21 protein-coding genes are annotated in these 22,442 nt (G+C 45.3%); 17 read left to right on the plus strand and 4 right to left on the minus strand.

Features of this window, described 5'->3' with window-relative positions:
* Positions 1 to 61: 61 nt before the first annotated feature.
* The 6 genes from rpsA (at position 62) to AC5O63_RS08680 (ending at position 6,001) form a co-directional block, all read left to right on the plus strand.
* Entirely contained in the window at positions 62 to 1,732 is a 1,671-nt protein-coding gene (gene rpsA, locus AC5O63_RS08655) for a 30S ribosomal protein S1 (protein ID WP_004748546.1), read from the plus strand.
* A 211-nt stretch (positions 1,733 to 1,943) separates the two neighbouring features.
* Positions 1,944 to 2,225, plus strand: a complete 282-nt coding sequence (ihfB, locus tag AC5O63_RS08660) for an integration host factor subunit beta (protein ID WP_004748547.1) — start codon at positions 1,944 to 1,946, stop codon at positions 2,223 to 2,225.
* A gap of 141 nt (positions 2,226 to 2,366) precedes the next feature.
* Positions 2,367 to 2,645 (plus strand): LapA family protein, encoded by a 279-nt coding sequence (locus tag AC5O63_RS08665; protein ID WP_004743675.1) that lies wholly within the window; start codon positions 2,367 to 2,369, stop codon positions 2,643 to 2,645.
* A gap of 26 nt (positions 2,646 to 2,671) precedes the next feature.
* The gene (gene lapB / locus AC5O63_RS08670; protein ID WP_004743674.1) at positions 2,672 to 3,841 is read left to right on the plus strand and encodes a lipopolysaccharide assembly protein LapB; all 1,170 of its coding nucleotides are present in this window, start codon (positions 2,672 to 2,674) and stop codon (positions 3,839 to 3,841) included.
* A gap of 85 nt (positions 3,842 to 3,926) precedes the next feature.
* Positions 3,927 to 4,622 (plus strand): orotidine-5'-phosphate decarboxylase, encoded by a 696-nt coding sequence (pyrF, locus tag AC5O63_RS08675; protein WP_494504665.1) that lies wholly within the window; start codon positions 3,927 to 3,929, stop codon positions 4,620 to 4,622.
* Positions 4,623 to 4,816: 194 nt separating this feature from the next.
* Positions 4,817 to 6,001, plus strand: coding sequence for a hypothetical protein (locus AC5O63_RS08680; protein WP_494504666.1), 1,185 nt, complete (start codon positions 4,817 to 4,819; stop codon positions 5,999 to 6,001).
* Positions 6,002 to 6,077: 76 nt separating this feature from the next.
* Here the strand turns inward: AC5O63_RS08680 and miaE are convergent, their stop codons facing one another.
* Both miaE and AC5O63_RS08690 read right to left on the minus strand, forming a co-directional pair.
* A complete protein-coding gene (miaE, locus tag AC5O63_RS08685) occupies positions 6,078 to 6,848 on the minus strand; it encodes a tRNA isopentenyl-2-thiomethyl-A-37 hydroxylase MiaE (RefSeq protein ID WP_494504667.1) in 771 nt (256 codons plus the stop codon).
* A gap of 73 nt (positions 6,849 to 6,921) precedes the next feature.
* Positions 6,922 to 7,686: a DNA repair protein gene (locus AC5O63_RS08690; RefSeq protein WP_272785393.1), complete on the minus strand. Its 765-nt coding sequence runs from the start codon at positions 7,684 to 7,686 to the stop codon at positions 6,922 to 6,924.
* Positions 7,687 to 7,985: 299 nt separating this feature from the next.
* Here AC5O63_RS08690 and cysB point away from each other — a divergent pair, with 299 nt between their 5' ends.
* From cysB to AC5O63_RS08720, 6 genes are all read left to right on the plus strand, one after another.
* Positions 7,986 to 8,960, plus strand: coding sequence for an HTH-type transcriptional regulator CysB (cysB, locus tag AC5O63_RS08695; protein WP_004749651.1), 975 nt, complete (start codon positions 7,986 to 7,988; stop codon positions 8,958 to 8,960).
* A 45-nt stretch (positions 8,961 to 9,005) separates the two neighbouring features.
* Complete coding sequence (locus AC5O63_RS08700) at positions 9,006 to 10,199, plus strand: methyltransferase (protein WP_494504668.1); 1,194 nt, start codon at positions 9,006 to 9,008, stop codon at positions 10,197 to 10,199.
* Between the two features lie 272 nt (positions 10,200 to 10,471).
* Positions 10,472 to 11,437 (plus strand): ABC transporter substrate-binding protein, encoded by a 966-nt coding sequence (locus AC5O63_RS08705; RefSeq protein ID WP_486785691.1) that lies wholly within the window; start codon positions 10,472 to 10,474, stop codon positions 11,435 to 11,437.
* 68 nt (positions 11,438 to 11,505) lie between these two features.
* The gene (locus AC5O63_RS08710; RefSeq protein WP_171321084.1) at positions 11,506 to 12,450 is read left to right on the plus strand and encodes an ABC transporter permease; all 945 of its coding nucleotides are present in this window, start codon (positions 11,506 to 11,508) and stop codon (positions 12,448 to 12,450) included.
* On the plus strand, positions 12,447 to 13,241 hold the full coding sequence (locus tag AC5O63_RS08715; protein ID WP_004748917.1) for an ABC transporter ATP-binding protein: 795 nt from the start codon (positions 12,447 to 12,449) through the stop codon (positions 13,239 to 13,241). The genes AC5O63_RS08710 and AC5O63_RS08715 overlap by 4 nt, the downstream gene beginning before the upstream one ends.
* A gap of 140 nt (positions 13,242 to 13,381) precedes the next feature.
* Entirely contained in the window at positions 13,382 to 14,842 is a 1,461-nt protein-coding gene (locus AC5O63_RS08720; RefSeq protein WP_494505000.1) for a GGDEF domain-containing protein, read from the plus strand.
* Here the strand turns inward: AC5O63_RS08720 and dusC are convergent.
* The gene (gene dusC / locus AC5O63_RS08725; protein WP_272785388.1) at positions 14,839 to 15,789 is read right to left on the minus strand and encodes a tRNA dihydrouridine(16) synthase DusC; all 951 of its coding nucleotides are present in this window, start codon (positions 15,787 to 15,789) and stop codon (positions 14,839 to 14,841) included. The genes AC5O63_RS08720 and dusC overlap by 4 nt on opposite strands.
* 67 nt (positions 15,790 to 15,856) lie before the next feature.
* Positions 15,857 to 16,399 (minus strand): prepilin-type N-terminal cleavage/methylation domain-containing protein, encoded by a 543-nt coding sequence (locus AC5O63_RS08730; RefSeq protein WP_494504669.1) that lies wholly within the window; start codon positions 16,397 to 16,399, stop codon positions 15,857 to 15,859.
* A 261-nt stretch (positions 16,400 to 16,660) separates the two neighbouring features.
* Here AC5O63_RS08730 and AC5O63_RS08735 point away from each other — a divergent pair, with 261 nt between their 5' ends.
* The 5 genes from AC5O63_RS08735 (at position 16,661) to AC5O63_RS08755 (ending at position 22,435) form a co-directional block, all read left to right on the plus strand.
* A complete protein-coding gene (locus AC5O63_RS08735; protein WP_494504670.1) occupies positions 16,661 to 17,275 on the plus strand; it encodes an SEC-C metal-binding domain-containing protein in 615 nt (204 codons plus the stop codon).
* Between the two features lie 104 nt (positions 17,276 to 17,379).
* Positions 17,380 to 17,976, plus strand: a complete 597-nt coding sequence (gene lolA / locus AC5O63_RS08740; RefSeq protein WP_069666818.1) for an outer membrane lipoprotein periplasmic chaperone LolA — start codon at positions 17,380 to 17,382, stop codon at positions 17,974 to 17,976.
* 2 nt (positions 17,977 to 17,978) lie between these two features.
* On the plus strand, positions 17,979 to 19,325 hold the full coding sequence (locus AC5O63_RS08745; RefSeq protein WP_494504671.1) for a replication-associated recombination protein A: 1,347 nt from the start codon (positions 17,979 to 17,981) through the stop codon (positions 19,323 to 19,325).
* Between the two features lie 96 nt (positions 19,326 to 19,421).
* Positions 19,422 to 20,729, plus strand: coding sequence for a serine--tRNA ligase (gene serS / locus AC5O63_RS08750; RefSeq protein WP_367938289.1), 1,308 nt, complete (start codon positions 19,422 to 19,424; stop codon positions 20,727 to 20,729).
* Positions 20,730 to 20,947: 218 nt separating this feature from the next.
* Positions 20,948 to 22,435 (plus strand): M28 family metallopeptidase, encoded by a 1,488-nt coding sequence (locus AC5O63_RS08755; RefSeq protein WP_494505001.1) that lies wholly within the window; start codon positions 20,948 to 20,950, stop codon positions 22,433 to 22,435.
* Positions 22,436 to 22,442: the final 7 nt, after the last annotated feature.

Below are 22,442 nucleotides of genomic sequence, written 5' to 3' on the forward strand. Positions count from 1 at the left end.
AATTTAATAACCCCACGCGGTAGGACACCCGTGGACGTTTAATTTATTGAAGATTAAATAAATGACTGAATCTTTTGCTCAACTCTTTGAAGAGTTTCTAAACGAGACTGAATTCCAACAAGGTACTATCGTTAAAGGTACTGTAGTAGCTATCGAGAACGGTTTCGTTCTTGTTGACGCTGGTCTAAAGTCTGAGTCTGCAATCCCTGCTGAACAGTTCAAGAACGCTGCTGGCGAACTTGAAGTTGAAGTTGGTTCTGAAGTAGACGTAGCTCTAGACGCTGTAGAAGACGGTTTCGGTGAGACTCAACTTTCTCGTGAGAAAGCGAAGCGTCACGAAGCTTGGATCGTACTTGAGAAGGCTTACGAAGAAGCTGAAACTGTTGTTGGTATCATCAACGGTAAAGTTAAAGGCGGTTTCACTGTTGAACTAAACGGTATCCGTGCTTTCCTTCCAGGTTCACTAGTAGACGTGCGTCCTATCCGCGACACTGCTCACCTAGAAAACAAAGAGCTAGAGTTCAAAGTTATCAAACTTGACCAGAAGCGTAACAACGTAGTTGTTTCTCGTCGTGCAGTAATCGAGTCTGAGAACAGCGTTGAGCGTGATGAGCTTCTAGAAACTCTACAAGAAGGCGCAGAAGTTAAAGGTATCGTTAAGAACCTTACTGACTACGGTGCATTCGTAGACCTAGGTGGCGTTGACGGCCTACTACACATCACTGACATGGCTTGGAAGCGCGTTAAGCACCCTTCTGAGATCGTTAACGTTGGTGACGAGATCCAAGTTAAAGTTCTTAAGTTCGATCGTGAGCGTACTCGCGTATCACTAGGTCTTAAGCAGCTAGGCGAAGATCCATGGGTAGCAATCGCTAAGCGTTACCCAGAAGGTCACAAACTATCTGGTCGCGTTACTAACCTAACTGACTACGGCTGTTTCGTTGAAATCGAAGAAGGCGTTGAAGGTCTAGTACACGTTTCTGAAATGGATTGGACTAACAAGAACATCCACCCATCTAAAGTTGTTAATGTTGGCGACGAAGTTGAGGTTATGGTTCTTGAAATCGACGAAGAGCGTCGTCGTATCTCTCTAGGCCTAAAACAGTGTAAAGCTAACCCATGGCAATCTTTCGCTGAAGCGCAAGCTAAAGGCGACAAAGTTACTGGTAAGATCAAGTCTATCACTGACTTCGGTATCTTCATCGGTCTAGAAGGCGGCATCGACGGTCTAGTTCACCTATCTGACATTTCTTGGAATGTTGCTGGTGAAGAAGCGGTACGTGAGTACAAGAAAGGCGACGAAATCTCTGCAGTAGTACTAGCAGTAGACGCTGAGCGTGAGCGTATCTCTCTAGGCGTTAAGCAAATGGAAAACGACCCGTTCAACGCTTACGTTGCTGAGAAGAAGAAAGGCACTCTAGTTAACGGTACTGTTGTTGCTGTTGACGCTAAAGGTGCAACTATCGAACTTGAAGAAGGCGTAGAAGGTTACATCCGCGCTTCTGAAGTTTCTCGTGACCGCGTAGAAGACGCTTCTCTAATCCTAAGCGCTGGTGACAGTGTTGAAGCTAAGTTCACAGGTGTAGACCGTAAGAACCGCGTAATCAACCTATCTATCAAAGCTAAAGACGAAGCTGAAGAGCAAGAAGCAATGGCTTCACTGAACAAAGCAGACGATGCTTCATTCGGTAACGCTATGGCTGACGCTTTCAAAGCAGCTAAAGGCGAATAATTAAATCGCTTTTAAGAAAAAGGAGCCGAAAGGCTCCTTTTTTATGTTCGATTGATCACTAGTAGTAATACCAATTTCTTCAAAGTGTTCTAAAAAAAGCAATTTTTCATTACACATATTGCTCAATTATTGTCTAAAATTGAAAGCAAGTGTTTGTTGGAACTGGTATTACTTACTATAATAAGTGATAAATTACTCTACGAGGGCAACTATGACTAAGTCTGAATTGATTGAAAGACTGTGCGCAGAGCAGACGCACCTTTCAGCGAAAGAGATAGAAGATGCTGTAAAAGATATCTTAGAGCATATGGCGTCGACACTAGAAAGTGGTGACAGAATCGAGATTCGTGGCTTTGGTAGCTTCTCTTTACACTTCCGCGAGCCTCGTGTTGGCCGTAACCCTAAAACAGGCGACCGAGTGGAGCTAGAAGGAAAATTCGTTCCTCACTTCAAGCCAGGTAAAGAGTTACGTGAGCGAGTGAATATCGGTTAGATATTTGTAAAAGACTGATAAAAAAGCGGCATACATAGCGTATGCCGCTTTTTTATCATTGGAATAACCGAGATAACCATGGTTTGTTTGTAGCTTTTACTGCATAATCGTAACGGCAGAACTTATCTTAGGTGATGGACTATGAAAATTATAAAAATCGTTCTTGTACTGGCCCTATTCTTAATTGCATTGGCATTAGGCTCTCAAAATCAGGCAGTCGTTAATTTCAATTATCTAATTGCTCAAGGTGACTTCCACCTGTCTACGTTGCTTGGTGGCGTGTTTATTGGTGGCTTCGCAGTAGCATGGATCATTTTCGGCAGCTTGCACCTTAAATCTAAGTTGCAGGTGCGTAAACTGAAGAAGCAGCTTAACAAGTTATCTCCGTCAGTGAGTGAAGCAAGCCAAGGTAAAGCTTAAAGTTGTATTAGGTAGGCTGTTACTTGATGTTAGAAATTCTCTTCTTGTTATTGCCAATTGCCGCCGCTTACGGTTGGTATATGGGTAATCGAAGTGCCCAGCAAGACAAGCAGAAACAATCAAACCAAATATCACGTCAGTATGTGACGGGTTTGAACCTTCTTTTGTCAGATCAATCTGACAAGGCCGTTGATCACTTTATCGAACTTCTTCAAGTTGATAATGAAACGATCGATACCCACTTAGCGCTAGGCAACTTATTCCGTTCTAGAGGTGAAGTTGATCGCGCCATTCGTATCCACCAAAACTTAATTTCCCGATCTGGTTTGACGATTGACCAGAAAAACATCGCGCTTCAGCAGCTAGCAAAAGATTATATGGCGTCAGGTTTCCTTGACCGTGCGGAAAAAATCTTTGAGCAGTTGGTTGAAGAGCCGGATCATCGTGAAGCGGCTTTACAACAACTTGTCGCGATTTATCAGCAGACACGTGAGTGGAACAAAGCCATTCATTATGCGTCTTTGTTGGTCAAGATGGGACGCAAAAGGATGCGAACCAGTATTGGACACTTTTGGTGTGAGCTGGCGATGCAAGAAAAAGCAGACGGCAATCATGCTGTCGCGATGCAGAACTTTAAGCGAGCACTGTCTGAAGATCCAAAGTGTGTCCGTGCCAGTATTGCTCTAGGTAAGTTGTATTTAGATGACGAAGATTACCACAATACCATCAAGTATATGGAGATGGTATTAGAGCAAGACAGTGACTTTGTCAGTGAAGTGTTACCTACCTTAGCAGAGTGTTATCATCACTTGGGTCAAGAAGACGAATTACTGAATTTCTTGCGCCAGTGCATTGTTAACAAAGCGGGAGTATCTGCTGAGTTGATGCTTGCACAACTTGTCGCACAACATGATGGCGCTGGTGCTGCTCAGGAGCTGTTGACTCGTCAGCTGGTTAAAAACCCGACCATGAAAGGCTTTTATCGCCTGATGGACTACCATTTAGCTGAGGCAGAAGAGGGTAGAGCTAAGGCTAGTCTTGGTACACTGCAGAAACTGGTAGGGGAACAGCTTAAGGTTAAGCCTCACTATCGATGTCGTAAATGCGGTTTCTCGACCCATTCCATGTATTGGCACTGCCCTTCATGTAAAGGGTGGGGGACGATCAAGCCAATCCGAGGATTGGATGGTGAATAGTTTTTATGGGGTAATCCCATCACAAAATGGCAGCGGTGATCCCGCTGCTTTTTTTCGATTTGTTTAAAGTAAGTTAGGAGATGAAATGATCGACCAAAAAGTAATAGTTGCACTTGATTACGATAACCAAGCTGATGCACTCGCTTTTGTAGATAGAATTGACCCAAGCTCATGCCGACTAAAAGTAGGTAAAGAGATGTTTACGCTATTTGGTCCTGATTTCGTCAAAGAATTGCACAAGCGCGGCTTTTCAGTGTTCTTAGATCTTAAGTTCCACGATATCCCAAATACTTGTTCTAAAGCGGTTCGCGCTGCGGCAGAGCTTGGTGTGTGGATGGTAAACGTACATGCCAGTGGTGGCGAGCGCATGATGACAGCATCTCGCGAGATCCTAGAACCGTATGGTAAAGATCGTCCGCTACTCATTGGTGTGACAGTGCTAACTAGTATGGAACAAAGTGATTTAGCAGGCATTGGCTTAAACATTGCGCCACAAGAGCAGGTTATTCGCCTAGCAAACCTGACCAAAAACTCAGGTCTAGATGGTGTGGTTTGTTCAGCACAAGAGTCTTCAATGCTTAAGAACGAGCTAGGTAAAGAGTTTAAACTGGTGACACCTGGCATTCGCCCGGTAGGCGCAGCGGTTGGTGACCAAAAACGAATTATGACGCCAGTTGATGCGATTCAAGCAGGGTCTGACTACTTAGTGATTGGCCGCCCGATTACTCAAGCAGCCGATCCAGCGGCGGTCTTAGCTGACATTAACGCGACTCTCGCGTAAGTCCCTTTCTAAAGCCAGCGTTCGCTGGCTTTTTTGTACCCACTATCTCTATTCGAATATAAATTGCTGATCTTTATCTCAATCTCATCACTTGCGCTGTCTATAAGTTCAATTATCTTCTTTAATCAATATTATGAATGAGTTGCCGTGCAAACCATACGCGCAAGCGTGACGTTATAGAAGGAGTTGGATTAATGGCAGATACATTAGTCGCATCAGTGGGCAGTGAAGCTTTGGGTGGTGCTGTCACGAAGAAAATGACGGTTGGAGATGTCGCAAAAGTCAAAGCTGAAGTTTTAAAAAGAATCAACCAATCCGCCCATCTTTCGCAAGGGTTTCGGCTTGTCAATCAAACCGAATATCAGTCAAGCTTGGCTGAGTTGCGCGCTCAGTTAAAGTCGAAGAGCTTCCAAGAGACTGAAGAAGGCAAAATGTGCAAACTCATGCACGATATCCTTACCGACGATGCCCATTTAGTGGAGTACCTTGATGAAGACCTATCTCAGTACCTAGAAACCAATGCAGCAGGTAAACAGGTATTGAATACTAAGGCGATGGATTTCCACGGTAAAAACCAAGTGGCCAATGCCAAACTGAAACGTAAGCAGCTATTTTTGATGTTTAAAGAGATAATCCAAGCGCAGGTTGAGCTCAATACATTTGCAGAAAGGCTGAAAGTCGCATTCGGCGCTGAGGTGAGCTTTCCTCCTGGTGCCTATGGAGGGATTAAAAGCTACAGCGGAGCATTAGCGAAAATCACCACACGAGTGCGAGCAAATGATGTTGGAGATTTGAAAGACTGTGCGCGCATCACTGTTAAAGTCAAAAGTTTCCGTGACCTTCAGAGTGCTAAGTTGTTTATTTGTGGTACGGAAGAATTTAAAGCGGTCGCTACTCACCAAAAAGCGCTGAAAGATCGCTATCAGCTAGCGCGAGGGGGCAGTAATCTAGAGCAACACAATGTAGCCCCTGATAGTAGTGGTTACAAAGATATCAAATTCTTCCTCAAAATGAGTAATGGACAGATTGCAGAGCTGCAGCTCAATATTCCCGGTATGCTTATCGCGAAGAAAAAAGCGCATATCGTTTATGATATAGCGCGGACCAATCAGGACTCTTTTGACAACCGCCAACAGTTCGAAGTCGTTAGCCAAGAAGTTATCGACAAAGTGAAGAAGAAAATGGATGAAGACTGGTTCCAGTTTATCCGCTCCAAATTAGATGGTGTTGATAATGACGCTAACTGTGTTGAAGCCATGATGGATGTGCTGAAAAGTAAGGGCACCTTAGTGGTTGAGCCAAAACACGCGGAAGCACTTAACCGGATTAGTAAGAAGCTATATGCGGCGGGATTAGGTGAAGCTCTACTCGATACCTAATATCCAATCAGAACTAACAATACAAGGATGCTGACAAGCATCCTTGTTTGATTTGAAGAGGGGAGGTTTAAGCTTGCTAAGCTGGAACTCCGCTATGAAACTTAAAGTCGCTATCAGTTGAAGAAATTAACTCTGCTTCTAGTTTACCGAAGTAGTCAACACGCTCAGTGATATCTTTTCCTGCTATATCTTCAGCGAGTGTGAGATAGTCTTGATAGTGCCTAGCCTCTGAGCGTAATAGGGATACGTAGAACTTAGCGATATCCTCATCCATATGTGGTGCTAGCTTAGCAAAGCGCTCGCATGAACGAGCTTCAATGTAGGCGCCAATAATAAGCTTATCAATCAGGGTTTGTGGCTCGTGCGTTGCCATCTTGGCAATCAAGCCTTTAGCGTAACGACTGGCTTGAACTGGCTCGTATGCGATACCTCGGCTGTCCATGATTTCAAGCACCTGATAGAAGTGGTGCAGTTCCTCTTTTATCAATAGAACCATTTTGTCGATCAGATCTTGGCTATATGGAGAGTTAGACTTGGCCATGATTGCTTTAGATATATTGCTCTTGCCTTTCAGCGTTTCAAGGCTGCCGGTCTTGCGATAAGCAAAGTCTTCATAGGGTTTAAACCAATCAAGTAAGCTATGCGCACTCTCTTTATCTACCGCGTACTTGCGAATCAGGTACATAGCAGACTGGCCAGCCTTAAGCTCACACAGTAAGTGGTCGATTAAAACGACTTTTAGGTTTTCAGGCTTGCGAGCTTCTTCTACCCATTTGTCCGGCGTTGAGCATTGCAGGAATCCATTAATCGGCTCCAGTAAGCTCTGATATTGTTCTAGTTCAATCATTGTGGTTTTACAGCTAAATTAAAAACAAAAGGCCGCAATTGCGACCTTTTTGAATAGGTTGAGTGGGATTATATTACCACTTTTTCTTTTCGCCAAAGAGCGCATCCATATCGTCTTTGCGTTGATCTTCTTCAATTTGATGAAGCTCTTCTGCATTGCGATTTTGGCGTTTCGTCTCAAGCTCATCGTACATGGTCTGTAGCTTCTCGCGAGCTTGCGTTGAGTAACTATCGTTCTTAGTACTTAATGCATCGAGACCTTTCTTCAGCAATTGAATAGCGGTGCCTGGCTGACCACGAACGATGGCATCATTGGAACGCTTAATAACGTTTTCAATATTGATGCGAATCTGAATGGTTTCTAGTCGAGCATTCTCTGCAACGTACGCTTGGGTTTCGAAGCGACCTTTGTTGTGCTCGCTGCGAATAGTGTCGCGCAGGCGCTTAACCAACTTGAGCATAACAATCGCTTGTTTATCACTTGATGGAACTTTAAAGGTTGCGCTTTCACCACCTTTGAAATTCTCTTCAAGCTGCTTAATCTGTTGCTTTACATGCTCAACCCGTTGCTCTAATTGCTTATTCTTCGGGTCGAGTTCGTGCATACTTTGCAGTGCATCTAGAATACGGGTATTAAGACACATCAATAGCTCTTTACTGTAAGGCATATGATGAGCATGTCCGATGAGGTCTTCGGTCGCATCTATGATCTGTAAGTAGCGTGAACTTTCCTGTTTTCGCGCCGTTTCAGCTTTAACTTTATACTGGAGCATAATGTTATAGCCAAGGATCAAAATAAGTAAGATGGCAACTAAAGCTATGATTAAACCAATATTCATAAATTCCGTATCTTATGTTTTTGTAATGGCTAGCAGGTAAGCATACACGATTCCGCTAAGCTACTGCACCTGTTTTGTATTATCGCCCAATTGATAAATTTTATTAATGAAAACTCTGATTGCAAAGCTCATTCTGAGTATTTGATTGCAAAATGGGCAATCAGGCGCAAAAACAGCCTGTATTTCCTTACCTTATATTGCGATTGGACTATCAATTTAAACCTATTGGCGTTATAACTAAATATTATAAACTATATTTGCTCACTATGGGGCGTCGATAAGGGATTGCGAGGTCGAGAATGAAATTACAACAATTGAAGTATATTGTTGAGGTTGTTAACCATAACCTAAATGTATCAGCAACCGCAGAGAGCTTATATACCTCGCAACCGGGTATCAGTAAACAGGTACGTTTATTAGAAGACGAACTTGGCATTCAAATTTTTGAACGTAGTGGTAAGCATTTAACTCAAGTGACCAGTGCGGGACAAGATATTATTCGCATCTCTCAAGAGATTTTAGCCCGTGTAGAGAGCATAAAAGCGGTTGCGGGTGAGCATACTCATCCAGAAATGGGTACGCTGAATATTTCTACTACTCATACTCAGGCTCGTTATGCCCTACCAGATGTGATTAAAGGCTTTACTGCACGCTACCCAAAAGTATCACTGCACATGCATCAAGGTACGCCTTCACAGATGTCTGAAGCCATTGCGAAAGGGACGGCAAACTTTGCTATTGCCACAGAAGCGCTGCATTTGTACCAAGACGCCATCATGTTGCCGTGCTACCACTGGAATCGCTCAATTGTCGTGCCTAAGTCTCACCCATTGGCGCAAAAAGAGAAGGTCACGATTCAAGATTTAGCCAGCTACCCGCTTGTCACTTACGTATTTGGTTTTACGGGTCGTTCTGAGCTTGATACTGCGTTTAATAAGTACGGTTTAACGCCGCGAGTGGTGTTTACTGCCACCGATGCTGACGTGATTAAAACTTATGTACGCATGGGAATCGGTGTGGGTGTGATTGCAAGTATGGCGATCGACCAAGAACAAGATACCGATTTAGTCGCGATTGATGCGAGCCATATCTTTGGTGCAAGTACGACAAGTATTGGCTTTAGACGCGGTACTTTCTTGCGTTCGTACATGTTTGATTTCATGGAGCGATTTGCGCCTCACTTGACTCGACCTGTGGTGGAGCAAGCCTTGTCACTGAAATCAAACGCTGAAATTGAAGAGATGTTTAAAGATATCGATCTACCGGTACGCTAGCATCTCGATTGGCTTCCCTCTAAAATACCCGTTTAGGGGGAAGTCATGTTAAACCAATTCCAATCACTCAATCAGTTCTTGATTGAACATCAAGCCTACTGGCGCTTCGAGCCATTTTTTCTATCTGATCAACAATCTTTGCCTTGGCTTACTCATAGCTCAGCATTGTGTGCTTGGTTAGAGAGTCTTTCCCCTGAGCAAATTACCTCTTATAAGCAAGACAACGCTTCATTGCTTAACGATATGTCATGCTACCTCCCTTGTCTTGAGCAGATTAGCGGATGGACAACACTGCCACAAATTGCCAACAAAGGGCTTGAATTAGCACGAGGTGTTGAAAGTGGCGTACCCGGTCGAAAATTAGCGCAAATTCTCTCGATGGGGGAAGCGGCTATTAACAACCATCATGGTGGTGAATGGCTTGAGTGGTGTTCAGGCAAGGGCTTTCTCGGGCGAATTCTTGCAAGCCAAGCTCAACAAAAAGTAACTAGTTTTGAATATCAGCAAGCACTGTGCGAGTCGGGTCAACGCGAGGCAGACAAACAGGGGCTCACAATGCAATTCATTCAGGGTGATGCGCTGAGTGAGCAGGCCGAGGTGGCATTCAACAGTAACCAACACGCGGTTGCCTTGCATGCCTGCGGTGATTTGCATGTCTCTTTAATCAACCATGCAACGACTAAGCAACTTCCTGCGGTGACCTTATCACCATGTTGCTATCACTTGGTTAATAGCGAGACTTATCAAGCCTTATCTGAGCTTGGCCGAGCTTCGACACTGACTCTAACGCGCCAAGAACTCAGAATCCCTCTACAGGAGACGGTAACGGGGGGCGAGCGCGTGAAGCGCCATCGAATGGAAGAGATGACCTATCGTCTAGGCTTTGACTTATTGATGCGCGACATCACGCAAATCAACACCTATCAACCTGTACCTAGCATCAAAAAATCTCAGTTAGCAGAAGGTTTTGACGCTTTTTGTCGCTGGGCGTGTGAGCAGAAGGGAGCCAGTCTGCCGGAAGTCGATTTTGGCTACTATGAACAATTAGGTCAGGATCGCTACTGGCAGATGGAACGCATCAGTTTGGTACAGCAACCTTTTCGTCGTGTGTTGGAGCTGTGGTTAGTGTTAGATAAAGCGTTATACCTACAAGAGCAAGGCTACGAGGTGACCTTATCGGAGTTTTGTTCTAGAGAGACAACTCCGCGCAACTTGTTGATTCATGCCGTGAAACAGTAAACGACAACGCGGCTCTCCTTTTGTTGCTTTAATGTTAAAAGTTGCTTTTCTTTTGAACAGCATGTTGGTAATAATATTGATGTGCACATATTTTGTGCAATAACAACAATACTAAATCTACCCTCACACAACATTATTGCTTATACCAAGTTCAACAAACGGGCTCGTACGCTATGTCATCTAAGCAAACAACTGACGAGGTGAATGCCTGTCAAGCTTAGAGATAGATGTTTGAGCGAACAAGGACGTTGGTATTACATCAAGGAGTTAAGATGAAAGCAGCAAAAGTCATTGCAACTGCCGCTCTTGCAGGTGTCACATTACTCTCATCCGCTAGCATTATGGCGAAAACAGCGAAAGTCGCCGTTTCTCAGATCGTTGAGCACCCAGCATTGGATGCTACACGCCAAGGCTTAATCGATGGCTTAAAAGCTAAAGGTTACGAGCAGGGCAAAAACCTCGAATTTGACTATAAAACTGCGCAAGGGAACCCAGCGATTGCGGTGCAGATTGCCCGCCAATATGTTGGTGAGAAGCCAGATGTATTAGTCGGCATTGCTACGCCAACCGCGCAAGCTTTGGTATCTGCAACGCGCTCTATTCCGGTTGTCTTTACTGCGGTAACGGACCCGGTAGGCGCGAAATTAGTTAAACAGCTAGAGCAACCAGGTAAAAACGTTACTGGTCTTTCTGACTTGTCTCCAGTGAGTCAGCATGTCGAGTTGATCAAAGAGATTTTGCCAAATACTAAGTCTATCGGCGTGGTATTTAACCCAGGTGAAGCAAACGCAGTTACCCTAGTTGAGTTACTTAAACAAAGTGCATCTGCACAAGGTATTGAAGTGATTGAAGCAACGGCGCTGAAAAGTGCTGACGTACAATCGGCAACTCAAGCTATCGCAGCAAAATCAGATGTTCTTTATGCTCCAACGGATAACACAGTTGCGAGTGCCATCGAAGGTATGATTGTGGCGGCAAACCAAGCTAAGACACCAGTACTTGGTGGGGCGACTTCTTACGTCGACAAAGGTGCCATTGCGAGCTTAGGTTTTGATTACTACCAAGTGGGCGTACAAACCGCAGATTATGTGGCGGCAATTTTAGAAGGTTCTAACCCAGGCTCACTGGATGTAAAAGTCGCTAAAGGCTCTGATCTAGTGGTCAACAAGAGTGCAGCAACTAAGCTAGGTGTTTCTATTCCTCAATCTGTTCTAGATCGTGCAACAAGCGTGAAATAAACCTCAGCCTCAAGTGTGTGCAATACATGCTTGAGGCGTTTTGATCTCTAGCAGAAAAGGGAGTTGGTATGTCTGCTTTTGCATTTTTTGGCGCTCTAGAAATTGGCTTGCTATATGGCCTTGTTGCTCTGGGCGTTTATCTCACCTTTCGCGTACTTGATTTTCCAGACTTAAGTGTTGACGGTAGCTTTCCTATGGGAGCGGCCGTAGCGGCGACGGCAATAGTGGCGGGGATTAACCCTTGGCTCGCGACGTTTATGGCGATTTTAGCCGGTGCGGCAACGGGCTGGGTGACGGCGTTCTTGGCGGTGCGTTGTGGCATTCTTCATTTGCTTGCTTCTATCTTGACGATGATCGCCGCGTTCTCAATCAACATCAGAATTATGGGTAGGCCGAACGTTGCTTTACTTGGGGAAGAGACCATTTTGACCCCATTTGAAGCCATCGGTGATCCTATGCTGATCCGTCCGTTGATTGTTGGAGTCTTGGTTTTGATATCGGGCTGGTTAGTGGTGAGGCTGTTAAATAGTGATTTTGGCCTCGGACTTAGAGCGACAGGTGTCAATGCACGCATGGTCTCGGCTCAAGGGGCGAGTACGGCGTTTTATACTTACTTTGGTTTAGCGCTATCGAACGGGTTTGTGGGTTTCGCAGGTGCCTTATTTGCTCAAACCAATAGTTTTGCCGATGTCACGTCAGGGGTCGGTACTATCGTCGTTGGCTTAGCTGCAGTGATTCTAGGGCAAACCTTGATTCCCGGCAGAAAGATCTGGGTAGCGGTTGTGGCGGTTATCGTTGGCTCAGTGCTCTACCGTTTAGCGGTAGCCTTCGCGTTGAGTACTGGAATGTTTGGCTTACAAGCGTCGGATTTAAACTTAGTTACCGCAGTGCTAGTAGCGGCAGCCCTTATCGCACCAAAGATTAAAGGAAACCTCAAATCAAAAAAGCTTAGCCCTCCTGCTGATGGTCAAAGAACAATCAAGCAGGACAAAGAGTCAGGAGAAGTAGCATGATTCGTTTAGAAGATATTCAAGTGACTTTTAATCCGGGCACGATCTTAGAAAATCGAGCCTTACGCGGTGTGAGCTTAGAGGTACCAGAGCACCAGTTTTTAACCGTAATTGGCTCAAATGGTGCCGGTAAATCCACACTGCTTGGCGCGGTGACGGGAGAAACCCCGATGGTGGGCGGTAGCGTCATTATTGATGATTTAGATGTGACCAAGCGTACCGTTGACCAGCGAGCTCAGCAATGTGCGCGTGTTTTCCAAGACCCCCTAGCAGGCACATGTGGTGATCTCACCATTGAAGAGAACATGGCACTTGCTTATATGCGGGGAAAAAAGCGGGGTTGGAGCTTGTCGCTATCAACCAAACGTCGCAAGTTGTTTCAAGAACGAATCAGCATCTTAGGGCTAGGGCTAGAAGATCGTTTAGGTGACAGTATCGGTCTCCTTTCTGGTGGTCAACGACAGGCAGTGAGTCTAGTTATGGCGACCTTATCCGATAGTAAACTGCTGTTGCTCGATGAGCATACCGCCGCGCTAGACCCACGTATGGCGGCATTCATCATCGACTTAACCAAGAAAATTGTCGCTGAGTTTAACTTGACGGTGATGATGGTGACCCACTCAATGAAAGATGCGCTAGCCTGTGGTGATCGTACCGTCATGCTCCATCAGGGCGAGATCGTTCTTGATGTGGCGGGTGAACAGCGCGCCAATATGCAGGTACCTGATTTACTTGAAATGTTCACTAAAGTTCGTGGAGAAGAGCTCGCTGACGATAGTCTATTGCTAAATTAGGTATTTACTGACAGTCATAAATCAACTTATGATGTTGATTTGTGACACAATTAGCGTCAATTTATCTGCTGAGCCTATCTGCTGTAATACAGTATTGATGGGCTTTTTAAGTTTTTGGTTTCTATATGAGTAGTAAAGGAATGCAAGTTAACCGACATTTCAGTTTAAAGTTTGTTTTCTTGATGCCTTTGGTAATTGCTGTGATCGTTTTGGCTTTGACGATCAAAAACTACTACGACTCTGTAAATCGAGACATTGATACCGAGTATGAGCGGGTGAATGCTGTTTTATCTAGAGCGGCGAAAGTGATTTCAGCGCTCGACTACAGCTTTTCCAACTACTCAAAGTCCAATTACATTCTGCTGGTTGAACATAATCGACAGGTTAAAGATGATTTATGTCAGATGTGGCCAATTGATGCGGCCTTGCTTTCTGATGGACGCGCTCAAGAAATCCCAGCGGTTGATATTAATTACATGCTGGTGGGGGAAGCTTCGTTGTGCGATCCCTCAAGTGAAGCTTATCAGCGAGTTTCAGGTCAGGTCTCATTAGCACCGGTACTCTCTTTTTTGCATGATATCGACGCCTATTTGTTGGGTATTCACTACATCGACAAAGAGGGCTATATCATGTCCTCACCGGACACTTATGCAAAAAGTATTACCCTAGAGCTACTTGATACCATTAAAGTGCGCCCATTTTGGCATCAAACGGCGTTTAACCGAGATTTGGTCACCATGTCTGGGCCTGCACCGATTGCGACGACGAGTGAGTTGGTGCTGAGTATGACTATGCCAGTATTCAATTCGGGCGTCCATCAAGGCATGTTGTCTGTTGATATCGCTTATGACGAACTACTGAATAGCCAAGGTAAGTTGGCGGGAAAACTGAGCATTATAGATAGTGCGAGAATTGCGCCGCCTGATAATGCGCTTCGGTTCGAAGCGATATCAATTGATGGGGTAGTCGGTGAGCACTCACTATATTATTTGTTTGATTTGCCAAAAGAGATTGGAAATTTTGTCTCGTTTGAGCGCTATAGCTTAGTTGTGACCCTGCTTATTTATGTCTTCTCGGTTATCGTTCTCTTTTTTATCAATACGCGCGTTGAACATGGCTACTTTAAAGAGTTGGCTGCGAAAGACCCGATGACAGGGTTACTGAATCGCCGTGGCTTAGAAGATTTTTTGCAAGGTAGCTCCAACGCTGCATATGCGGTTTTAGCCGTTCTCGATATTGATGATTTTAAAGCGATTAACGATAGCTATGGGCATGATGTCGGGGACCGTGTAATCACCTATATGGCAGAAGCAATCTCAAGGAGTATACGTGGTAGTGATGCTGCGGCGCGTATTGGTGGAGAAGAGTTTGTTATCTATTTATCTGGTAACAACATCGAGGCGCTGAAGAAGAGCATCAACCGAGTTCATCACGCTATCTGTTCTCAGTCTCATCAGGCGGTAAAAGGTGGATTTACTGTATCTGGCGGTGTTGAAGTGATTGAGGGAGATGTACAAAGCAGCTTTGATAAATTGTTCAAAGCTGCAGATGAAAAGCTGTATCAGGCGAAAACCAGTGGTAAAAACAAGCTGGTGTTTTAAGCGGCTAATTCGTCACGATAGCGAGTGATGTGTTCAACAATCGGCGCTGCCTTGTTAAACGTACGAATTTCCCTAAATAGAGCATCGGCTTGTGGGTATTGGTGACGTAGATAAGAGAACCATTGCTTAACGCGGTTCGGATAGTAGAGCCCTTTGTCACCTTTCATCTCATACTGAGAGTAAACCAACAGCAGTTCGACTACCTCAGACCAAGGCATCACGGTGTGATTGTGCTTCACAACGTTACCTAGGTTCGGCACATTAAATGCGCCGCGACATACCATAAGCGAATCGACACCCGTCGTCTCCATACAAGCTTGGCCATCTTGATAATTCCAAATCTCGCCATTTGCGATCAACGGAATCGAGAAGCGCTGACGAATCTGATTGATGTAATCCCATTTGATTTCACTTGCCTTGTAACCACCCGTTTTGGTACGGGCATGCACGGTTAGCTCATTGGCTCCTGCAGATTGAATTGCGTCGACAATCTCGAAACAATCTTCTGGGTTGTCCCAGCCTAGGCGAATTTTAGCGGTGACTGGAGTGTGTGAAGGGACTGCTTCACGACAAGCTTTAACGACGTTGTGAATCAATTCAGGGTGCTGTAATAGAGCCGCGCCCCCTTTGCTTTTGTTGACTAATTTAGCAGGACAGCCAAAGTTAAGGTCGATCCCTTTTGCGCCCAATTGTGCCGCTTTAATCGCATTTTCTGCCATCCAATTTGGATCTTGTCCGAGCAATTGAACATGGACAGGCACACCAGATTTAGTTTGCGAGCCTTGCTCTAGTTCGGGACACAGGCGATGGAAAACATGGTCAGGGAGAAGTTGATCAACCACGCGGACAAACTCAGTGACACATAAATCGTAGTCATTGATATCTGTCAAAATCTCGCGCATCAAATGATCTAACACGCCCTCCATCGGGCCTAGCACTAGTCGCATACCGCTCTTCTCACACAATCAGTCTTAAATTAAGAGGCGTGATTTTAGAGATTTCGCACTAAGAAGTCTAAGCATTATTCCTGCCGGTGGTTTTTTCAATTACTCCTGTTAGTGGGGAGTAGAGCAACAGTGGCATTTCTTCACCATCGCTATAACCCGTGGTGTAGTAATAGGTGCATTGGTTGCTAGAGGTGTACCAAGAGACGATATCGGTATCCGATGGCAGTACCGTGGTTGTGAGCGGGCGAATTGTTAAGTCAACTTGCATTAGCGCATTCCACATTGCGACGCAGTCACTGCCGCGGATTGGGCCTACCGTTGGGTCAACAGGTGCACTGCCGACCGACATTGGGTAGCCTGGCGTCGAAGGGTAAATAGTACCAGAGCCATAGCTAACAGGCGTTTCTGGTTCGCCCTGAGTGAGCCATTTGGCTTGATAGAGCTGCACTGAGTTAGCAAAAGCACCAAACGCAGCGTCGGCACGAGCAATATGCGCATCGCGTTGATAATTGAGAAATCTTGGTGCGGCCGTAACAGCCAGTACGCCCAAAATAACAATCACAACAACCAGTTCAATCAGCGTGAAGCCGCGTGTAAGAGATCTTTTCATATTGATGACTGCGACCTATCAATAGGATGTAAGAAAATGTTTCATTGGCGAATAATGCACCTATTGAGCAAATTCTCAAAGAGAAATAAGTGCCAGTAAGAAAAAAGGCTAGATACAAATATGAGTGCTAGCCGTGACGGGAAGAGTTCCGAATTATCACAAGGAGAGGTTAACAAATCAGCGGGTAAAGTATCGAAGTGACCCAGCGCCTTGCTTAGGGGTATAATGCGTCCAAACTATGGTTAAAACTAGATTAAGATAATGAAGTATCAATTACTGGCACTCGAAGGCTCAATTACTGAAGAATCGCTACTATTTATTGAGGGCCTAACGCTGGCGGCGAACATGGCGACTAAGCCTTTAGCTCCAGAAACATGGCTACCGTCTGTGTTTGCCGAGCAGGCTGATAAAGCACGAGCCGATGTTGAAACCCATATTAACCAGCAATATAGCTATTTAAAACACAATGAGTACTCGCTTCTCGGTCTGTTGGATGAGTCGAACCAGCGTGAGCAGTTAGCCGATTTTGCCGAAGGCTTTATGACGCTTTGGCCTACGGTTGAAGAGCAGTGGGCGGAGGTAAATCTTGGCGATGGTACGCTGCGGATGCTGCAAGCTCTGTTGACTACGCTAATGTTAGCCATTGATGAGCAACAAACTCACGAACAGATGAAAGCGTCGGGTATAGAAACGCCACCAACGCTAGAAGAGATGTCTCCACAAATTGACTTGATGATCTCTGAAGTCGCACAAGCGGCGGATGAAGCGATGATGGGGGCTAAATCTCAAAGTGTTAACCCTTACAAAGACATTGGTCGTAACGATATTTGCCCTTGTGGAAGTGGTAAGAAGTTCAAACAGTGCTGCGGTAGTTAAGTTATTGAATTCGTTAAATCGAACCAAGTTAACTTTACTCGGTCAAACTGGTTATTCAATCGCGATATAACAAAGCCAAACGTGCACAACTAGGAAGAATGTTAATGAAGAAATTTGCCGCATTACTACTGATGAGCTTTTCAGTGATGGCAGCGCCAAAAGACGAATTAAGCCAACGACTGCAGAAAAATGAAGGTTTTAGCGCTGACTTTTCTCAGCAGCTAATTAGCCCAGAAGGTGACATCGTAATGGAAGGGGAGGGCAATGTAGAAATTGCTCGCCCAAGTTTATTTCGTTGGACAACAACAACGCCTGACGAAAATGTGCTTGTCTCAGACGGTAAATCTTTGTGGTACTACAGCCCATTTATTGAGCAAGTGAGCATTTACTGGCAAGAGCAAGCAACTGAGCAAACGCCTTTTGTTCTGCTGACTCGCAATCGCGCCAGCGACTGGGATAACTACAACGTTGAGCAGAACGGCGATACATTCACGCTAACACCAAGCGCAGTGGACTCTAATCAAGGTCAATTCAAGCTGAAGATTGATGCCAAGGGCGCGGTACAAGGTTTTAGTGTTGTCGAGCAAGATGGTCAGCAAAGTAACTTTGTGTTCAATAACATTGTTCTCAGCAAGCCGAAAGCAGAACGATTTACTTTCGTTGTGCCAGAAGGTGTCGAGGTCGATGACCAAAGGAATTAAATGTGAGTAATTACTCATTGGATTTTTCAGGGGATGAAGATTTTCGTCCCCTTGCCGCAAGAATGCGTCCAGAAACGTTAGACCAATACATAGGTCAGCAACATATTCTGGGAGAGGGCAAGCCACTTAGACGAGCGCTAGAAGCAGGTCATATTCACTCTATGATCCTTTGGGGGCCGCCTGGCACTGGAAAAACCACGCTGGCGGAAGTGGCGGCGAACTACGCCAATGCTGAAGTGGAGCGTGTCTCCGCTGTGACGTCTGGGGTTAAAGAAATTCGGGCAGCAATTGAAAAAGCGCGCGAAAACAAGTTGGGTGGTCGTCGGACTATTTTGTTTGTAGACGAGGTACATCGCTTTAATAAGTCTCAGCAAGATGCGTTTCTTCCTCATATTGAAGATGGCACGGTGACCTTTATCGGTGCGACGACTGAAAACCCTTCATTCGAGCTAAATAACGCACTGTTGTCTCGCGCTCGGGTATATAAGCTCACCTCCTTATCTACCGCAGATATTCATTTAGCGTTGCAGCAAGCGATATCCGACTCAGAGCGTGGTTTAGGCAAAGTTTCGGCGAAGTTTGCTGACAACGTTCTCGACAGACTAGCAGAGCTGGTTAATGGTGATGCGCGAATGTCTCTTAACTATCTTGAGCTGTTATACGATATGGCTCAAGAAGATGACCAAGGCGACAAAGAAATCACTTTGCAGCTACTGGCTGAAGTCGCTGGGGAAAAAGTTTCTCGTTTTGATAACAAAGGCGACATTTGGTACGACTTAATTTCAGCGGTGCATAAATCTATCCGAGGCTCAAACCCTGACGCTGCGCTTTACTGGTCAGCGAGAATGATTGCCGCAGGTTGTGACCCGCTTTATATTGCCCGACGATTACTGGCGATTGCATCAGAAGATATTGGTAATGCAGACCCAAGAGCAATGCAGGTAGCACTTTCGGCTTGGGATTGCTTTACCCGTGTTGGACCTGCAGAAGGTGAACGAGCGATCGCACAAGCGATTGTCTACCTTGCCTGTGCACCAAAAAGTAATGCGGTCTACACGGCGTGGAAACAAGCACTGCGCGACGCACATAATGAACCTGAGTATGAAGTTCCGCCACATCTTCGCAATGCGCCTACCAGTTTGATGAAAGATCTCGGCTATGGCGCGGAGTATCGCTATGCCCATGATGAGCCGGGAGCGTATGCGGCAGGAGAGCGTTACCTACCACCTGAAATGGCAGAAACGCGTTACTATTATCCGACCAACCGCGGCTTAGAAACCAAAATTGGCGAAAAGTTAGATTACTTGGCTAGTTTAGACGCAAAAAGCCCACAAAAGCGCTATGAATAAGCGTCCATTTTAGATACATTTGTTCGGTTAATATTTTTAGCGCTTGAGCACGATGCTTAAGCGCGATTTCACTACTAAAAAAGCATAGGATTAACAATGCTGGATTCTAAATTACTTCGTACAGAGCTGGATGATACAGCTGCAAAACTAGCGCGTCGTGGCTTTAAGCTAGACGTAGAGACAATCCGTACACTTGAAGAGCAACGTAAGTCGATTCAAGTAGAAGTTGAAAATTTACAATCCACGCGTAACTCCATCTCCAAGCAAATCGGCCAAAAAATGGCAGCTGGCGACAAAGAAGGCGCTGAAGAGATCAAGAAGCAAATCGGTACTCTAGGTAGCGATCTTGACGCTAAAAAAGCTGAACTTGATGAAGTAATGGCTAAACTTGAAGAGATCACTCTTTCTGTTCCTAACCTACCAGCTGACGATGTGCCAGCAGGCAAAGACGAAGATGACAATGTTGAAATCTCTCGTTGGGGTGAGCCAAAAACTTACGATTTTGAACTGAAAGATCACGTTGATCTAGGTGAGCTTGGTGGTGGCCTAGATTTCGCTAGCGCGACAAAAATCACTGGTGCTCGTTTTATCGTGATGAAAGGTCAGTTTGCGCGTCTACACCGTGCCATCGCTCAGTTTATGCTTGATCTTCACACAGATGAGCATGGCTACACAGAAATGTACATGCCATACCTGGTGAACTCTGACAGCCTATTTGGTACTGGTCAGCTACCTAAGTTTGGTAAAGACCTGTTCCACACTGAGCCGCTAGAAGAGAAAGTAAACGATGAAGAGCCACGTAAACTGTCTCTAATCCCTACTGCTGAAGTGCCAGTGACGAACATGGTTCGTGACACTATTTCTGATGAAGCAGACTTGCCACTGAAGATGACGGCGCATACGCCATGTTTCCGTTCTGAAGCGGGCTCTTACGGTCGTGATACTCGTGGTCTGATTCGTATGCACCAGTTCGACAAAGTTGAGCTTGTACAAATCACTAAGCCAGAAGATTCAATGGATGCACTTGAAGAGCTAACTGGTCACGCTGAGAAAGTTCTGCAACTTCTAGAGCTTCCTTACCGTAAAGTGGTTCTATGTACGGGTGACATGGGCTTCGGCGCGCGCAAGACTTACGACCTAGAAGTTTGGGTTCCGGCTCAAGAGACTTACCGTGAGATCTCATCGTGTTCAAACATGTGGGACTTCCAAGCTCGCCGTATGCAAGCGCGTTTCCGTCGCAAGGGCGAGAAGAAGCCAGAGCTAGTGCACACACTAAACGGTTCTGGTCTTGCTGTCGGCCGTACTATGGTTGCTATTCTAGAAAACAACCAAGAAGCAGATGGTCGTATTGCAATCCCTGCTGTACTACAGAAGTACATGGGCGGCGCAACGCACATCGGCTAATAGCCAAAATTAGTAATGAAAGGCGGCTCAATGAGTCGCCTTTTTTATATCTATTTCATGTTAACTATTCGGCTTATCTATTGATAAAACGGTGACAACTTTTCTCTACAAACTGATGAAAAAGCAATATTTCTCAATGTTTGAATAATTATTCTAACTTTTTAGGGCTTAAAACCCCTTTGGAGAGGATAATGAAATATACAAAAACGCTGTTGGCGATGGCATTAACTACGGCATGCTTAAATGTTTATGCAGAAGATAAAGTTTGGATTTCTATTGGTGCCGATGCTGCTAGTACTGTCGCGAAAGCGCAAGCAGAATCTATTCTGCCTCACTCAATTGCGAGCAGTGGTGACGTGTGGGTTGGTCAAGTTGAGATTGCTCAACTGGCTGAGCTGTCGCATAACATGCATGAAGAGCATCACCGATGCGGCGGCTATATGGTTCATGCTTCAGCGCAAAGCGCCATGGCCGCGAGCGCAATGCCACAAAGCAGGGCGCAGTTCATATTACCCGAGCCTTCTCAGCAGTCGACCCTTAATGCTTGGATACCATTAGTCAGTGCATCGCAACTCACTAACACAATCCGTTCTTTAACAAGCTTCAATAACCGTTTTTACACTACAACATCAGGAGCACAAGCCTCAGATTGGATAGCCAATGAATGGCGTAATTTGTCTTCGTCGATGACAAAGGCAAAAGTAGAGCAAGTTGCTCACTCAGGATACAACCAAAAATCGGTTGCTCTAACTATCGAAGGTAGTGAAAAGCCAGATGAGTGGGTGATCGTTGGCGGACATCTAGATTCTACAATTGGCTCGCACACCGATGAACACACAATTGCTCCAGGGGCGGATGATGATGCTTCGGGGATCGCTAGTGTGAGTGAAATTATTCGAGTGTTAGCTGAGAACAACTTCAAGCCCAAACGTTCCGTTGCCTTTATGGCATATGCGGCAGAAGAGGTTGGTTTAAGAGGCTCGCAAGATATTGCAAATCGCTATAAAGCTCAGGGCAAAAATGTCGTCTCTGTATTGCAACTGGATATGACTAACTACAAAGGATCTGCAGAGGACATCGTCTTTATTACAGACTACACCGACAGTAACCTGACTCAGTTCTTAGCGGGCTTAATTGATACCTATCTTCCAAATCTGACTTATGGATATGATCGATGTGGTTACGCATGTTCAGATCATGCCTCTTGGCATAATGCGGGTTACTCTGCGGCAATGCCTTTTGAATCTAAGTTTAATGACTACAACCCTAAGATTCATACTTCTCAAGATACACTAGAGAACTCTGATCCAACGGGCGGTCACGCGGTGAAGTTTACAAAGCTTGGACTGTCGTATGTGGTGGAACTAGCGAATGCCGCCGATATTGAGCCTCCCGTTGACAACGTGCTAAAAGATGGCGTGCCGAAAACAGGGTTGTCTGGAGCACGCTCAAGTCAGCAAAGTTACACCTTCGAACTTGCCACTCAAAAGAGCTTAACCTTTACAACTCAAGGAGGCAGCGGTGATGTTGACCTCTATGTTAAGTACGGCTCTCCTGCATCGAAGTCAAATTGGGATTGTCGACCTTATCGCAATGGCAACAGTGAGACTTGTCGCTTTAACCAAGCTGTGCCAGGTACTTACTATGTCATGCTTGATGCTTACAGCCCTTATACTGGTGTGATGCTTCAAGCTTCTTCAAACTAATTACAAA

It is taken from the genome of Vibrio sp. SCP2 (assembly GCF_059295395.1).